This window comes from Motiliproteus sp., from assembly GCF_965230735.1.
In the GTDB taxonomy this organism is placed as follows: Bacteria; Pseudomonadota; Gammaproteobacteria; order Pseudomonadales; family Balneatricaceae; genus Motiliproteus.
Genome location: NZ_OZ246016.1, coordinates 2,660,086 through 2,676,062, shown reverse-complemented (window position 1 = coordinate 2,676,062; position 15,977 = coordinate 2,660,086). Strand labels below are relative to the sequence as shown.

Sequence of the window (15,977 nt, the reverse complement as noted above, 5' to 3'; positions counted from 1 at the left end):
AATACCTGCACTTTGAAAGGCAGGGATGAATCATGAGGACTAACACAATGCAGAAATATTCGGGTTTCGGGCTGCTCAAACACGCCCTGAGTTACCACGAAAACTGGCAGCGGGCCTGGCGCAATCCCAAGCCCAAGAAAAAGTACGACGTGGTGATTGTCGGCGGTGGCGGCCATGGGCTGGCGACGGCCTATTACCTGGCCAAGGAACACAAGATCACCAATATCGCGGTGATCGAGAAGGGTTACCTGGGCGGTGGCAACACGGCACGGAATACTACCATCGTTCGCTCTAACTACCTCTGGGACGAGGCCGCGCACCTTTACGAGCATGCGATGAAGCTCTGGGAAGGGTTATCGCAGGATCTGAACTACAACGTGATGTTCTCCCAGCGCGGCGTATTGAACCTGGGCCATACGCTGCAGGATATGCGTGATATCGAGCGTCGGGTCAACGCCAACCGTCTTAACGGTATCGATGGCGAAGTGCTGGATGCCAAGCAGGTCTCCGAGATCGTACCGATCATGGATTGCAGCGAGAACACCCGTTATCCGGTCATGGGTGCATCCTGGCAGCCCCGCGCCGGTGTGGCCCGTCATGATGCGGTGGCCTGGGGCTTTGCCCGTGCGGCCGATCAGCTTGGGGTCGATCTGATCCAGCAGTGCGAAGTGATCGACATCCTGACCGAAGATGGCGCTGCCATCGGGGTCGAAACCAAGCAGCACGGCACCATTCATGCCGATCGGATCGGCTGCGTGGTGGCCGGTAACTCCAGCGTGCTGGCCAAAATGGCCGGTTTCAAGCTGCCGCTCGAGTCTCATCCGCTGCAGGCGTTGGTATCTGAGCCGATCAAGCCGATTCTGGATACCGTGGTGATGTCTAACCATGTACACGGTTATGTGTCCCAGTCGGACAAGGGTGACCTGGTGATCGGTGCCGGTATCGATGGCTATACCGGCTATGGTCAGCGTGGTTCCTACCCGACCATCGAGCACACCATCCAGGCGATCGTTGAGCTGTTCCCGATCTTCAGCCGAGTGCGGATGAACCGCCAGTGGGGCGGTATCGTCGATACCTGTCCGGATGCCTGTCCGATCATCTCCGACACGCCGGTTGAGAACCTGTTCTTCAACTGTGGTTGGGGTACCGGTGGATTCAAGGCGACCCCGGGCTCGGGCAACGTGTTTGCCGCCACCCTGGCCAAGGGCGAGGCCCACGAGCTGGCCAAACCGTTCTCCATGTTCCGTTTCCACGACGGCTCCCTTATCGACGAACACGGCGCGGCCGGCGTCGCCCACTGACCGGAGGAGGATTCCCATGTTTTTGATCTATTGCCCCCACTGCGAAGAACATCGCGAAGAGGAGGAGTTCCACGCCAAAGGTCAGGCCCATATCGCTCGGCCGTTGGACCCGGACAACTGTACCGATGAGGAGTGGGCCCAGTTTCTCTATTTCCGCGATAATCCACGCGGTCTGCACCACGAGCTCTGGGTTCATGCCAGCGGCTGTCGCAAGTTTTTCAATATCACCCGCGACACCCAGAGTTACGAGATCAAAGAGACCTATAAGGTCGGCGAGCAGCCCAGCGTAACTGCTGACAAGAGTGCCTGAGGAGAACAATATGACGTCTTCCAACCATCTTCAGCTTAACCGTCTCCAGAACGGCGGCCGCATCGATCGCAGCCAGCCGGTGACATTTGAATACAACAACAAAACCTATCCCGGTTTTGTCGGTGATACCCTGGCATCAGCGATGCTGGCCAACGGTATTGACGTAGTCGGTCGTAGTTTTAAGTACAGCCGGCCGCGCGGCATCATTGCCGCCGGTGCAGACGAACCGAATGCGGTGCTGCAATTGGGTGCCACCGAAGCGACCCAGGTTCCCAATGTCCGTGCGACCCAGCAGGAGCTGTTCCATGGCCTGGTAGCCAAATCTACCAATGGTTGGCCCAGCACCGATAACGATCTGATGAGTTACGTCGGCAAGGTCGGTGGTCGGATGATGCCGCCAGGGTTCTACTACAAGACCTTTATGTATCCGCAGTCGCTATGGGACACCTACGAGGGCTTTATCCGTAAGGCGGCCGGTCTGGGTCGCTCACCGGTCGAGAACGACCCGGATATCTACGATCAGATCAATCATCACTGCGATGTCATGGTCGTGGGCGCGGGGCCTGCCGGTTTGTCGGCGGCGTTGGCCGCGGCACGAACCGGTGCACGGGTGATCCTGGCCGATGAACAGGCCGAGTTCGGCGGTATGCTGTTGCACAGTGACGAGCAGATCGATGGCCAGCCGGCGCAGCAGTGGGTCAGCCGAGTGGTGGGTGAACTGGTGGGGTTGGAGAATGTGACCCTACTGCCGCGCTCAACCGTGAATGGTTACCACGATCACAACTTCCTGACCATCCACGAGCGTCGCACCGATCACCTGGGTGATCTTGCACCCAAGGGACAGGTTCGTCAGCGGATGCACCGAGTCCGTGCGGCCTGGGTCGTGCTGGCCAGCGGGGCGATCGAGCGTCCACTGGTCTACGCCAATAACGATGTTCCTGGCTGCATGCTGGCGTCAGCGGTCTCCACCTATATCAAACGTTACGCGGTGGTCCCCGGCAATCAGCTGGTGCTGATGACCACCAACGATCAGGGCTACCAGGCGGCACTGGATTGGCATGATGCCGGTCGCAAGGTAGTGGCCATCGTCGACACCCGGGCCGAACCGACCGGTGCCTGCGTGCTGGAAGCGCAGCGTCGCGGTATCGCACTGATCAAAGGCTCGGCCGTCATCGAAGCCAAGGGCAGCAAGCGGGTCAATGGCGTTAGCGTCGCTGCGATCAATGCCAGCGGCGAGCGGGTCACCGGCAACATCCGCAGCTTGAGCTGCGACACTCTGGCCAGTGCCGGCGGTTGGAGCCCGGCGGTACACCTGTCTTGTCATACCGGCAGTCGCCCGGAGTGGCGCGAGGATGTGCAGGCGTTCGTTCCGGGCAAAACCGTGCAGAAGCAGCTCACCGCCGGAGCGATCAACGGCAGTTATCGCCTCAGTGCCTGTTTGGAAGAGGGCGTTCGTCAGGGAGTATTGGCGGCCGCCAATGCGGGTTTTGGCCAACAGTCCGATGATATCGTCGATATTCCCAGCGTTGACGGTGAAGTTGAACAGACCGCTCCGATGGCGCTGTTCCACGTTCCCCACACCAAGCCGACCAGCCGGGCACCGAAGCAGTTCGTCGATTATCAGACCGACGTGACCGCGGCGGGGATCGAGCTGGCGACTCGGGAAGGATTTGAGTCGATTGAGCACGTGAAGCGTTACACCGCGATGGGCTTTGGTACCGACCAGGGCAAACTGGGCAACATCAACGGCATGGCGATCGCGGCCAAATCGATGAACAAGTCGATCCCGGAGACCGGTACCACCATCTTCCGTCCCAACTATACGCCGATCACCTTCGGTGCCATTGCCGGGCGCAACTGTGGCGAACTGTTCGATCCTAAGCGCTATAGCGCCATGCACCGCTGGCACGTCGAGAACGGGGCCAAGTTCGAGGATGTCGGGCAGTGGAAGCGGCCTTGGTACTTCCCCAAGCCGGGTGAGTCGATGCAGGACGCGCTGAATCGCGAATGTCTGGCCACCCGTGAGAGCGTCGGTATTCTGGACGCCTCGACCCTGGGCAAGATCGATATCCAGGGTAAGGATGCGCGCGAGTTCCTGGGTCGGGTGTACACCAATGCCTGGGCCAAACTGGGGGTCGGCAAATGTCGCTACGGCCTGATGTGCGGCGAAGACGGCATGGTGTTCGATGACGGGGTCACTGCCTGCCTGGCGGAAAACCACTTCGTCATGACCACTACCACCGGTGGCGCCGCCCGGGTGCTGGAGTGGCTGGAACTCTACCACCAGACCGAGTGGCCGGAGCTGGAGGTCTACTTCAACACCGTCACCGATCAGTGGTCGACCCTGACGATCTCCGGTCCCAACAGTCGCAAGCTGCTGTCGGAGCTGACCGACGATATCGATCTGTCCAACGACAACTTCAAGTTTATGGATTGGCGTGAAGGTACCGTGGCCGGCGTTCCGGCGCGGGTATTCCGGATCTCCTTTACCGGTGAGCTGTCGTTCGAAGTCAACGTGCAGTCCAACTACGGCATGCAGGTGTGGGAGAAGGTATTTGAAGCGGGTAAGAAGTACAACCTGACCCCGTACGGTACCGAAACCATGCATATCCTGCGCGCCGAGAAGGGCTTCATCATCGCCGGTCAGGACACCGATGGTTCGGTGACACCGATGGACCTGGGTATGGGCTGGTGTGTCGCCAACAAGAAGCCGTTCAGCTATATCGGCAAGCGCGGTATGGCCCGCGAGGATTGCGTCAAACCCAACCGTAAGCAGTTGGTGGGACTGAAAACCAAGGATCCGCAGAAGGTGATCCCTGAGGGTTCCCAAGCGGTCGCAGATCCCAATCAGCCGATTCCTATGACCATGCTCGGTCATGTGACATCAAGCTATTACAGCGCCTGCCTGGGGCACAGCATCGCCATGGGGTTTGTCCGTGGTGGTCTAGACAAGATGGGTGAGAGCGTTTACTACCCGCAAGCCGATGGCAGTGTGATTGAAGCCGAGATCTGCAGTCCGATCTTCCTGGATCCGAAAGGAGAGCGTCAAAATGTCTAATTTGAATATCAACCCGCAGGATTCGGCAGTAACCGACCTTGATACCGCCTTCAAACCGGACTGTGCCCAGATGCGGCAAACTCCAGTGCAGGCTGACGCGGGCCAAGCGCCGCGCGCGGAAAGCCCGCTCTATCACGCCGATCTGGCATCGATAGCGGCCAAGGGGCCGCTCGAAGGCGGGGTCCAGTTGCAGGAATTGTCTTTTCTGGGACATCTGGTTATCCGCGGTTCACTGGATAATCCGGCCTTTGTCGATGGGTTTGCGCAGGCGATGGGTTTTGCGCTGCCCGGCAAACTGGCCAGTGTCGAACAGGGCGATGCCTCGGTGCGTTGGATTGCCCCGGATGAGTGGCTGTTGGTGGTCCCCGGAAACGAGGCTTTTGAACTGGAAGGCCGTCTGCGCGAGCTGATGGCAGGCCATTTCTCGATCGTAAACGTTTCGGGTGGCCAGACTATACTGCAGCTGTCTGGGCCGGATGCGGTCAAGGTGCTGAAAAAGAGCACCGGTTACGACCTGCATGATCGCAACTTCCCGGTCGGCAAGGTGGTAACCACCACCTTTGCCAAGACGCAGGCGGTGATTCGTCGGCTCGATGTCCAGCAGTGGGAGCTGGTGATCCGGCGCAGCTTTGCCGACTACGTCTGGCTGTGGCTGCAGGATGCCAGTGCCGAGTACGGTCTGGTCGTACGCGGATAAAGCCGCCTCGACACGCTGTTGTGGGCAGGGGCTGGATTGACCCTGCTGCACAGCCATTTCCCTTTATCGAATTGCGGAGCGACAGAATGAGTAGAAAAAACAAGCCCTGGATTCTGAATGCGGATTGCCCCAGCCAGCTGGGCACGGTGGATGTGGTCACCCGTTTTCTGGCGGAGAGCCGTAACTATGTCGGCGAGATCCACTCCTTCGACGATAAGGAGGTCAATCATTTCAGCATGCGGGTGGAGTTCCATCCGTTGGATGAAAACTTCGATGCCGATCTGTTCAATCAGCAGTTTGCCGAACGAGCCGCCGCCTTCGATATGCAATGGCAGCTGACCGCGCCAGACCATAAGTCCCGGGTAGCGATCATGGTGTCCAAGTACGATCACTGCCTCCATGACTTGCTTTATCACTATCGGACCGGGGAGTTGGCGATCGAAATTCCGGTGATCATCTCCAATCACCCGGATCTGGAAGAACTGGCGCAATGGCATGGGATTCCTTATCACCATCTGCCGATCACTGCGGAAACCAAACCCGAGCAGGAGAAGCAGGTCTGGGAGTTGGTGCAGCAATACGATTGTGAATTGGTGGTGCTGGCGCGTTACATGCAAGTTCTGTCCGATGATCTGTGCGAAAAGCTCAGCGGTCGGGCGATCAATATCCACCACTCGCTGCTGCCCGGCTTCAAAGGGGCCAAACCCTATCATCAGGCCTGGGAGAAGGGCGTCAAACTGGTGGGCGCCACGGCCCATTACGTTAACAGCGACCTGGATGAAGGCCCGATCATTGCCCAGGGCGTTCAAGCGGTGGATCACAGCCACTACCCGGAAGACTTGGTGGCTAAAGGCCAGCATATCGAGTCCCTGACGCTGACCCGTGCGGTTCGTTACCACATCGAGAAGCGGGTTTTCCTGCACGGTCAGCGCACCGTGGTTTTCCCCGACTAGGCATCAACCTCGGACGGAGTCGAGGATATAAGCTGCCTCCGTCCTTCCCTGATTTTCTCTCCAACCCTCTTGCTCCCCCTGAAACAGCCGGCCTCACCCGGTTGATGGGGAGCTTTTTTCTGAATTATGCCGAGACAGCGATGAAGGTAGAGCTATGGCAGCGACGAGTCTCCGCACACCGGTGGAATGGGCCTGGTGATGATCCCCGACATCAACGTACCGAACCCTTCAGCCCCGGAGCGCGTCTTGCCATGCTTCGTCAGCGTAGTGGGTTGTCGGTCAGGGATTTAGCCGAGCGGGCGGGTATCAATCAGCAGTCGCTCAGAAAGATTGAGCAGGATAGCCAGTCGCCCCGAGTCGACCTGTTGATTCGACTATTGGACCTGCTGGGCGCTGATTTCGACACTTTTATGGCGATGGATGAGCAGGCTGAGCGCGGCAACCGCCGCACGCTGGTCCGAGCTGAGAGCGGAACCCTACTGACGGTGTCCGGGCACCCGCAACGCCTTCTCAATGCCGAGCTGGGGCAGACAAAGATGTTACCGGTCTCGACTCGGTTAAAGGCATCCAGTACCGGTGGCCCTCTGATCGAGCAGCACCCGGGCGAAGTGTTACTGATGGTATTGCAGGGAAGGGGTGTCTTACGTCTGCCAGACTATCAGCCATTGGTACTGAAACAGGGCGACAGTGTTTATTTCGATGGTGGGAGGGGTTACCAGATTGATAACCCCGACAGCGATGAAGCTAGCTTACTGACGCTGCTTTCGCTCGGTTAGCCCGGTGCAGCGGCCTGGGTGCATAGGAGAACACATCCGATTGAACCTGGGCTGTATCGATCCCTTGTTGTTCCAGGAAGTCCAGCGTTCGATACACCCGATTGGGTGAGCCGCACAGATAAAACTGGGCCTGCTTCAACTCGTTGATAATGGGTTTCAACGTAATTTCCCAGCTGTCGCCCTGCTGCCAAATCAAGGGAAAGTATTTGAGACTCTGATGGCGTCCAAGCCAGTTTCTGACCAGTTCTTTCAAATATCGCTGATTCGCCGTCTCTGTGCCCCAAAGCAGGTAGAGCGGGGGCATCGCCGAGCCGTTATCTACGGCTTGTTGATACCGATGCAGCTGTTGCTGCAATAACGCTTTAATTTGGGCAAATCCGCTTCCCGCGGCCAGGAATACGTGCGGCACTGAGACATTATCAGTAGGTTGCCGCAGACGAACGTCACCTTGAGGCGTTTTTACCTGAATAGAAGCTCTGGTTCGAACATGATCGAGAATCGCCGTGGTGGTTGCGCTATTCGGGTTGATTTCAATATGTAGCTCGACGCAACGAAATTGCGGATCGAAATTAGCAATCGAAAAGGGTCTTGATTGCCCATCGTTCAGTACCAATTCCAGATACTGGCCCGGATGGAATCGAGGGAAATCCGAGGGAACGGTTAAAAACACCTGGATGCAGGTGTTATGAAGTTCCGCCAGCGACTGAATCCGGCAGCTGTACAACGCCTCGGTCGCGATCAGGTCGTCAGTAATGTTCAAAGCAATAGCGCTATTCATGCTTGTTACCCCGTGCCTATTAGGCGATCGCAGCCGATTGCAGCAGTCCGCCGTTTATCGTTATTCGAACTGACAGGGTATGACGGTTGAATGGGCCGAGGCTGTCTCTCAGCAACGGTAAACTGCCTGTTTACGACAGCCAATCAGGAGGGCTGCTCTGAGCGATAGCAAGCGGTCTCTACGTTCAGATTTGCCCGCATTGATTCTGTCAGCGCGATACCCCCGAGAAAGGGCAGACTTTGGGCAGCAGGTCATTGTCGCCGACAATCAGCGTACCCTTGCTTTCCGTAAGACGGTTTTCAGACGCGTCCGCTTCATCGACTCCGGTCAGCATAACGAACAACAGGACGGAGGCGAGCAGCAGGTGGGGGAGCGGGATAGCCATTTCAGCACCTTTTTTGAAACGATAATGCGAGAGATTATCACTAACATTCGAATGTATGTAAAGCATTTAAAGGATTGTGTGTCTTTTGTTCAATTTCAAACGAATGTTTATTTCAAGTATTCCATCAGTTTGATTTATATCAGGAAAATGTTTGATGCCAATGATTGAGTAACCCTATTAATAGTGTAGGATCATGCGCTTAGGCCTCACGGATGAATAGTTAAGGAGTAGCTATGCAGAGCCAAGGATTACGTATTGCAGCCCTTTCTGTGGCTGTTTTCCTTTCCGGCTGCCAAACGGTAGCAACTAAACAAAGCACAGCCGATTTCGACACCCAGTTCTCGCAAGGGGATTATTTGGCAGCTTCGGATACCGCGCTGATCGCTGGCAAAATTCAACCCGATGGTACTTCCGATAATCTCTATTGGTCTCTTCAAGCGGCTGCGGCTTTGAATGCTCAGGGAGATTATCAGCAAAGCACCAAAATCTTTGACAGTGCCGAAATCCTGATGAAGGGTGAAGATACTGAGAATATCGGTAAGAAAGGGGTGGAGAAGGTCACGGCTGTATTGCTCAACAACAGTTTCAATGACTACACCCCGACCGTTTATGACGGCGTTATGGTTAATACCTATAAAGCCGTCAATTATATAATGCAGAAGGATGTTCAAAATGCGCGGATTGAATTTAATCGCGCTGCTGATCGTCAACGACGAGCCATCGAGCATTTCAAAGAAAAAATAAAAGAGCAGGAAGAGGCCGTTTCAAAAAAAGAACAAGAGCGTTCTAAAGAAACTTCAGCCACTGCGCAGGTGATGGATTTCGAAAAAAGTACTTCGGAATCGACAAAAACCATCTATGAAACCTATCCGGAGTTAGAGGGTTGGAAGGTCTATCCCGACTACGTCAACCCTTACACAGACTACATGCATGGTCTGTACTTTCTTCTTGGAAGCCAAGACAAAAGCGATTTTGGTAAGTCACGCCAATCGCTACGCCGAGTTTCAGGGATGATGCCGGATAATAAATCAGTGGCTACTGACTTGATGGTTGTTGACAACCTTCAGAAAGGCAAATGGCGTAAGCATAAACTCAATCCGGCTGTATGGGTTGTTTTTGAAAATGGTCAGGCACCGGTTATTGAAGAGAACCTTATTCCAATCCCGCTGTTTTTGGTAAGTGACAAAGTTGAATATATGCAGGTTGCTTTACCCAAGTTAAAAATGCGGAGTGATGCCTATTCATACCTGAATATATCTGATGGCAAGAATCAAATCGGTAAAACCGAGCAGCTGGCTAGTATCGATAGGGTGATTCAAACGGAATTTAAAAAAGAATTGCCATACAAGGTGACGGAAGCCGTTGCCAGCACGATGACAAAAGCCTTTATTCAGTATCAGGCGAGAAAAGAGGGCGGCCTCCTGGGTAGCCTTGCTGGAATCGTCTATCAGGCAGCTACGACCCATGCGGATACACGCAGTTGGACAACCCTTCCCAAAGAGGTCCAGATTGCTCGGGTCCGTAAACCCAAAAGCGGTCGTATCGAAGTCAGCGCACCGGAGTTGGATGCGCCCATTTCCATCGATCTGCCCGACAGTCGGTTTTCTATTGTCTTTATCAAAGCACCGACGGTTTCAACCCCACCGACCTACCGTGTGGTCGGGTTTGATGCTTAAGCGTTACAGGAGTTTTCATGCATAAGGTTATTTCGACGCTGGTGTTGGGCGCTTCTCTCACGCTGGGCGGCTGTCAACAGCAAATCGTTAAAGAGGCGCCATTAAGCAAGGTCGAGCTGGGACCAAGCTCATCCAACTTTATCCAAGTTACTTCGGAACGGGCAGGTATCGCCTCTTCAAACCTGCTTCGCGCTGGCATGAGCGGTATCAATACCAGTCAAGCAAGCAAAGAGCTTCGCTATCGATTTGTTTGGTTTGACCGCGATGGATTTGAAATCAATGACCTCTCTTCAAGATGGCAGTATCGAACCTTGCCACCGAAAGAGCGCTTTAGCCTGGAGATGATTGCTACCAACCCTAAATCAGCTGATTACCTGATCCGTATTTATGACAATGCTCGAAAAAGCTCAAACCACTCAAAAGGAATCGAGGAATGATGAAACTTCATCTCAAGAACACGCTGAAGGCCTTAAGCCTGGTAACGGCGGTTGTGTTAACTACCGCCTGTGCACCCAAAACGCAGCTATTACAACCTGGTGTTGATGAAGCACCTGTTTCCACAGGCCTAACCAATACAGATTTCCAGCAGGCCGCCGGTGATGCCGTGCAATCGATGCTGCAGTCTGGAGCCGTTGATCGTACAGACGGCAAGAAAAACATCTTGGTCATTTCATCGATCCTCAATGACACCATGCAGCGTATCGATACCGATCAGTTGGTAAAGAAAATTCGTGTTGAATTGCTTCGCAGCGGCAAGGTGAAAACGACTACCGCGATTGGTCTGAACGGTGCTGAAGATGCTATGAATGCAAAATACGCCCAGCTCCGGCAATCCAGCAAAGTGAACAAGTCAACGCTGGTCAAGCAGAGCTTCACCGCACCAAACCTCAGCCTCTCCGGAAAAATTATCCAGCGCAATAACCGTACGGCAAAAGAACAGCAGCTGATCGAGTATTACTTCCATCTGACTCTGACCGATCTGAGTGACGGTCTAGCGATCTGGGAAGGCGAGACGCCGATCCGCAAACTGACTGGTGCTAATACCGTTTCTTGGTAAGGAGATATCGAGATGAAACTGAACACCAACAAGGGAAGTGTTGCTCTGCTGGTATCAGCGCTACTTTTCTCACCGTCGTACTTGATTCAAGCCAAAGAGATGACGGGTGAGGCACAGGTCGAAGCAGAAATTATTCAGGCTGCACAGCCGGAGCTGGAAGATCCGGGGCTTAAAATTGAAGCCTTGCTCGAGGATTTTGAGACCAATGGCATGGGACAGCGCTTTGTCGCACGAGCGGACCGAGGCGAGCTGTATTACACCACTGCCATCGCTACTGTGATGGCTAAACCCGAGAACCGTGACTGGGGCAACTACCGGGTAATGGCCTATAAAGAGGCACTGCTTAAAGCCCAGGCCAAATATGTAGAATCGTTAGGGGTTTCCATAAGAACAGAGTCGGTTCAGAAACTGTTCGACGATAAAACCCAGATGCCTTCCTTTACCGCTGAAGAGCTGCGCAGCAGCAGCAAGATGATGGAGCTGCTGAACAAGGCGGTTGCCTACGCTGGAGGGGTGTTGGATCAAAAGCTCGAGGAGCTTGGCATTGATCCGACTGAATTTAATGCAGCACCACCGGAAAAGCGGGCACTGATGTTTGAACGCTCGGTTTCGGAGCGTACGATCTCCAAGGCTCGACAAAGCATTACCGGCGTCATCCCGGTAAAAACCTTCGAAGCTTATGACAGCCAGGGTAACCATGTTGTTGCCGTCGCTATTGTGGCCTCTCCGCGCTTCCGTGAGTTTGTCGAAGACGTCATCAACAGCAAAGGAGACATAGCGCCAAAGCCTGAACGGGCAGCAGACATGAGTATTCTTGCGCAGTTGCGCGGTGATAAGAAAGCACTGATTGATGAGTTTGGTATTCGTCGATTGTACGACGAAGAGGGTTACCCAGTGCTGGTATCCTTCGGACAATCCAGTAACCCCTATCGTGGCACTGATTATCAGACCCGTGCGGATAATCGCGACCTGTCCTATGCCTCAGCTAAGGCGCAGTCCTATGCCAACTTTGCCTATCTGTTTAAATCCAGCGCTTCCTCCAATGAAGCCTCTTCTCAGAAGGCCAAGCGGACCAAGGTTGGGGTTGCTCGAAAGGATAATGATGGGGTGACCAACACCGAAGAGTTTTCGGTAGATTTTATTCGCACCATCGATCGCGAAATTACTGCTCAGGGTAAGGTTAATAACCTGCCGGGAACCAAAGAATTGTTCCGTTGGACTGAAAAGCACCCAATCCACGGCCATGAAATCAATGGTGTCGTGTATATCTGGTCCCCGAAACTGGAGCAAACAGCACGAAACCTCAAAAACTTTAAACCTAAAAAACAGGTTGCTGCCACCGCCAAAGCTAAGACAAATGCAAATTTGTCTGCCGGCACCAGTAGCAGTGCTGATCGCATGCGTGCTGATGATTTCTAGGGACTAGATCAATGATGCAATGGACAAAAATATTGGTGCTGCTGTTGTTTTTCAGCAGCGCCAGCTTTGCAGCAGAACAGGCTGTTGATGTGTCTGGCTATGGCTCCGATCAGAAGCGTGCTATCGCAGATGGTTTGGCGCAGGCTGTACAACAACTAAAGGGCGTTTCTATCTCTAGCGCGGAGATGCTGAAGTCGATTTCCGCACGAGTTTCAGTTAGTAACAACGACGAAAATAACTCCAGTGTCAGTACAGCGGTCAATCAGTCCGGGGCGATGACGCTCGAGTCACAAGGCATTGTGTCTCGATACAATGTCCATTCGTTGACCCAGCTGGACGACATGAGTTACCAGGCTGATATGACAGTCTACGTATCTAAGTATGAAAAACCGGGTTTACCGGACGACTCACGCCGTAGGCTGGCAGTTGTTCCTTTTCATCTTGATAAGCGGACCTTCCACTTGCTCGGTGACAATGTCGCCTCAGGTAAAGTTGAGTCAGAGTTTCGAAATAAGTTGATCGACCAGTTCACCCAATCTCGCCGACTGGTAGTTCTTGATCGTGACTTTGATCGTGAATTTGCCGATGAAAAAGCGCTTTGGCTTAGCGATGACAGTCAGTTGCAGGAACGAGCAAAAGCCGGGAATGTGCTGGGCGTGGATTATCTGGTTGTTGGTCGTCTGACAAGTATCAATAGTCGTAAGCATGTAAAGACTTTGGAGTTGACCGGGGAAACCTTGTCGAGCTTCTCAGGGTCTGCGCAGCTTGACTATAAGATTATTTTGGCAGCGACCAGGCAGGTAAAGTGGTCTGACTCGATAAGGGTGAAATTCAACGATAAGCAGATTCGTAAAATGTTATCCCAATACGGATCTAGCCAAGCGGGAATGACTCAATACCTTGCAGATACACTGGCTCAAAAAGCGTTAGCCAACATTTATCCCATGCGTGTCGTGGCTGTGAAAGGTAAAACTGTTGTGTTGAATCAGGGTGGCAAAACAGTCAAAAAAGGCGAACTGCTGGACATTTATCTACTCGGTGAAGAGATGTTCGATCCCTATACCAAGGAATCCTTGGGCTTTTTGGAAGAGCAGATCGCCAAGGTTAAAGTGTTGAGAGTCAATGCCAAAACCTCTTACGCCAAGGTCGTAGAGGGAGAGGCTGATCTGATTGAGCAAGATTTTATCGCTCGTCGGCAATGACGCTAAAACAGCGGTCGATTGCAAAACTTACAATTGCGTACGTTTAGGCAATCATTGGGTAACAGCTCACTGCCATACTGGCTCTCGATCCGCTAAGCCGCTTCATTCAGGGATGTGACAGACCCTGAGCCCGAAAGGGTGAAGTGTATGGATCATGCTCTTGTGATGGCTCTATCAGGCCTTGGTTGAGAGTACGGCAAACGTAACCGCTGCATACCATTTTTCGTCATTTGCATCGCGGTTTTTTGGCCCCTTTCGAGGGGCCTTTTTTCGTTGTTAGACTGCAGGATTTCAAGGAGGCTCAACGATGATCAATCCTAGTTCCAATTCGCTGGTGGCGCAGGTGCTTGAAGCGCTGGTGCAGGATGGTAGGGATTTGAGTCAGCTGAAACCCGAGCAGCTGGTGGCGCTGGACCAGTTCCATCTGCGCGGTAAGGCCGCGACTGAGGAGCTTGCCGAGTTGATGGCGGCGACGCCCGGGCAACGGGTGCTGGATCTGGGAGCCGGTGTTGGCGGTGCTGCGCGTTATCTGCAGCAACACCGAGACTGCCAGGTCGTCGGCCTGGAGTTGAATCCGGATTATGTCGAGCTGGCCCGAGAACTGGCGCGCCTGACAGGCTTTGCCGACAGGATCGAATTCATTCAAGGAAGCGCGCTGGATATTCCTTTTGAATCAGATGTTTTTGATCATGTTTGGTTGCAACACTTGAATATGTATCTGGCCGACAAGCAGGCATTTTTCAGCGGTATCGCGCGGGTGTTGAAACCGGGTGGATCATTGGTGATGCAGGAAGTGGTGCAGGGGCCGGGCGGTGCTGTGTTGTTGCCGGTACCCTGGGCGAAGACGGATTCTGACAATCATCTGGTGGGGCAGACAGAGTTCATTGCATTGCTTGAGCAGGCCGGCTTTGAGGTGATTGATCTGGATGATCGCTCCGCTGCCGTCTGCAGCTGGCTTGAGCAACAGCTGGAGATGCAGCAGCGCTCCCGAGAGGCCGGCAAACCGGCCAAGAGGGCCAACCTCAGCCAGCTTCTCGGCAGCCAGTTTGGCGCCATGATGGCCAACCAGCGCCGCAATTTCTTTGAACAGCGCACGGCCTTGTTGCAGATACGCGCCCTGCGTCGGTCTTGATTTGGCCAGCGTGAACGTACAACGTAACAACCCCTAGAATCGAATTGTAGTGGTCAAGTAAAACTGGCCACGGATTTGTACGCATTCCAGTAGTTTTTCTCTGTCATATTCGGCGGCAACATATCGTTGTGTTGATGCGGCCGGACCTGGCTGTAATAGCCAATCAAGTAATCAGTAATCGACTGCTTGGCTTGAGCAAATGAGGTGTAGCCAGTTTCGGGTATCCACTCCGTTTTCAGGCTGCGGAAGAAGCGTTCCATTGGCGCGTTATCCCAACAGTTTCCTCTTCGACTCATGCTCTGCTGGATCTGGTAGCGCCATAGGTGCTGCCTGAACCGCAAGCTGGTGTATTGAACACCTTGGTCGCTGTGGAACATCAGATCCTTCGGCCTTCCTCTCGATTCATACGCCATCATCAACGCCTTACTTGTCAGCTTGCTATCAGCTTTTAGCGATAGCGCCCAGCCGACTGGCCTGCGGGCATAAAGATCCAGTACGACCGCCAGGTAAGCCCAACGCTCTCCAGTCCAGACATAGGTGATGTCGCCACACCAAACCTGGTTAGGTTTGCCGACCACGAACTGTCGATCTAGTGCGTTCGGGATTGCCACATGAAGCTTATCGGCTCGCTTATACGCATGTTTTGGCAGCTGGTTGCTCACGAGGCGTAACTCCTTCATCAGCTTGCTTGCAACATAACGGCTGAGTGCCACGCCTCGCTGAGTGACGATGCTGGCCACTGTTCTTGCTCCGGCAGACCCTCCGCTCAACTGATGGGCGGCTCGCACCATCAGTTTAAGCTTGCGACGATAAGGGTTATCGCTTCGAGGCTGGCTGCGCCAGTACTTGTAACTGCTGCGCTGAATATCGAAGATCTGGCACAGCTGTTTGATCGGATAGCTCTCTTGAAGACGCTGAATTATCGAATATTTTTCAGCTCGTCTGACATCAAGAGAGCCAAGCCCTTTTTTAGAATCTCTTTCTCCGTCTCTGCGCGTTTGAGCTGTCTCTCTAGCTCCCTTATACGACGCTGCTCCGGGGTCATCGGCGCGGCTTTCGGACTGTCCCCGCTACGCTCCTGTTTGAGTTGACGTACCCACTTCTCCATTGAGGAGCGACTGACGTTCATCGCCTCACAAGCTTCGCGGATGGTGTAGCCGTGGTCGATAACCAGTTGAGCTGATTCGAGACGGAATTCGGGGCTGAAGTTAGGTCGAGATTTTCGGGTCATTG

General features: G+C 53.9%; 15 protein-coding genes. 12 read left to right on the top strand and 3 right to left on the bottom strand.

Features of this window, described 5'->3' with window-relative positions:
• The first annotated feature begins 47 nt into the window (after nucleotides 1-47).
• From ACO05M_RS12430 to ACO05M_RS12405, 6 genes are all read left to right on the top strand, one after another.
• Nucleotides 48-1,301 (top strand): sarcosine oxidase subunit beta family protein, encoded by a 1,254-nt coding sequence (locus ACO05M_RS12430; RefSeq protein WP_421863222.1) that lies wholly within the window; start codon nucleotides 48-50, stop codon nucleotides 1,299-1,301.
• A 16-nt stretch (nucleotides 1,302-1,317) separates the two neighbouring features.
• Nucleotides 1,318-1,611 (top strand): sarcosine oxidase subunit delta, encoded by a 294-nt coding sequence (locus ACO05M_RS12425; RefSeq protein WP_421863219.1) that lies wholly within the window; start codon nucleotides 1,318-1,320, stop codon nucleotides 1,609-1,611.
• A 10-nt stretch (nucleotides 1,612-1,621) separates the two neighbouring features.
• On the top strand, nucleotides 1,622-4,669 hold the full coding sequence (locus tag ACO05M_RS12420) for a sarcosine oxidase subunit alpha (RefSeq protein WP_421863216.1): 3,048 nt from the start codon (nucleotides 1,622-1,624) through the stop codon (nucleotides 4,667-4,669).
• Complete coding sequence (locus ACO05M_RS12415) at nucleotides 4,662-5,366, top strand: sarcosine oxidase subunit gamma (protein WP_421863213.1); 705 nt, start codon at nucleotides 4,662-4,664, stop codon at nucleotides 5,364-5,366. Before ACO05M_RS12420 ends, ACO05M_RS12415 begins: the two co-directional genes overlap by 8 nt.
• Nucleotides 5,367-5,452: 86 nt before the next feature.
• Complete coding sequence (gene purU / locus ACO05M_RS12410) at nucleotides 5,453-6,319, top strand: formyltetrahydrofolate deformylase (protein ID WP_421863210.1); 867 nt, start codon at nucleotides 5,453-5,455, stop codon at nucleotides 6,317-6,319.
• 104 nt (nucleotides 6,320-6,423) lie between these two features.
• Nucleotides 6,424-7,095 carry a helix-turn-helix domain-containing protein gene (locus ACO05M_RS12405; RefSeq protein ID WP_421863207.1) on the top strand — a complete coding sequence of 224 codons (672 nt, stop codon included), beginning with the start codon at nucleotides 6,424-6,426 and terminating at the stop codon, nucleotides 7,093-7,095.
• Here ACO05M_RS12405 and ACO05M_RS12400 read toward each other — a convergent pair.
• Together ACO05M_RS12400 and ACO05M_RS12395 are read right to left on the bottom strand one after the other, a co-directional pair.
• Nucleotides 7,064-7,873 carry a hypothetical protein gene (locus ACO05M_RS12400; RefSeq protein ID WP_421863204.1) on the bottom strand — a complete coding sequence of 270 codons (810 nt, stop codon included), beginning with the start codon at nucleotides 7,871-7,873 and terminating at the stop codon, nucleotides 7,064-7,066. The two genes, ACO05M_RS12405 and ACO05M_RS12400, sit on opposite strands and share 32 nt — an antisense overlap.
• Before the next feature lie 208 nt (nucleotides 7,874-8,081).
• Nucleotides 8,082-8,258 (bottom strand): hypothetical protein, encoded by a 177-nt coding sequence (locus tag ACO05M_RS12395; protein ID WP_421863201.1) that lies wholly within the window; start codon nucleotides 8,256-8,258, stop codon nucleotides 8,082-8,084.
• Nucleotides 8,259-8,491: 233 nt separating this feature from the next.
• On the opposite strand from ACO05M_RS12395, the gene ACO05M_RS12390 reads away from it, so the two are divergent.
• From ACO05M_RS12390 to ACO05M_RS12365, 6 genes are all read left to right on the top strand, one after another.
• Nucleotides 8,492-9,934, top strand: coding sequence for a COG3014 family protein (locus ACO05M_RS12390; RefSeq protein ID WP_421863198.1), 1,443 nt, complete (start codon nucleotides 8,492-8,494; stop codon nucleotides 9,932-9,934).
• Nucleotides 9,935-9,951: 17 nt separating this feature from the next.
• Nucleotides 9,952-10,371, top strand: a complete 420-nt coding sequence (locus ACO05M_RS12385; RefSeq protein WP_421863195.1) for a YcfL family protein — start codon at nucleotides 9,952-9,954, stop codon at nucleotides 10,369-10,371.
• Nucleotides 10,368-10,991 carry a penicillin-binding protein activator LpoB gene (lpoB, locus tag ACO05M_RS12380; RefSeq protein WP_421863192.1) on the top strand — a complete coding sequence of 208 codons (624 nt, stop codon included), beginning with the start codon at nucleotides 10,368-10,370 and terminating at the stop codon, nucleotides 10,989-10,991. Before ACO05M_RS12385 ends, lpoB begins: the two co-directional genes overlap by 4 nt.
• A gap of 12 nt (nucleotides 10,992-11,003) precedes the next feature.
• Nucleotides 11,004-12,410 carry a DUF6844 domain-containing protein gene (locus ACO05M_RS12375; protein WP_421863189.1) on the top strand — a complete coding sequence of 469 codons (1,407 nt, stop codon included), beginning with the start codon at nucleotides 11,004-11,006 and terminating at the stop codon, nucleotides 12,408-12,410.
• An 11-nt stretch (nucleotides 12,411-12,421) separates the two neighbouring features.
• Nucleotides 12,422-13,612: a hypothetical protein gene (locus ACO05M_RS12370; RefSeq protein ID WP_421863186.1), complete on the top strand. Its 1,191-nt coding sequence runs from the start codon at nucleotides 12,422-12,424 to the stop codon at nucleotides 13,610-13,612.
• 307 nt (nucleotides 13,613-13,919) lie between these two features.
• Nucleotides 13,920-14,744, top strand: coding sequence for a class I SAM-dependent methyltransferase (locus ACO05M_RS12365; protein ID WP_421863183.1), 825 nt, complete (start codon nucleotides 13,920-13,922; stop codon nucleotides 14,742-14,744).
• A gap of 53 nt (nucleotides 14,745-14,797) precedes the next feature.
• On the opposite strand, the gene ACO05M_RS12360 is transcribed toward ACO05M_RS12365, so the two are convergent.
• Nucleotides 14,798-15,975 (bottom strand): IS3 family transposase gene (locus tag ACO05M_RS12360; RefSeq protein WP_421862525.1). Its coding sequence is split into 2 segments (ribosomal slippage): nucleotides 14,798-15,705 and nucleotides 15,705-15,975, totalling 1,179 coding nucleotides; the frame shifts between segments, so codons are not numbered across the junction.
• Nucleotides 15,976-15,977: the final 2 nt, after the last annotated feature.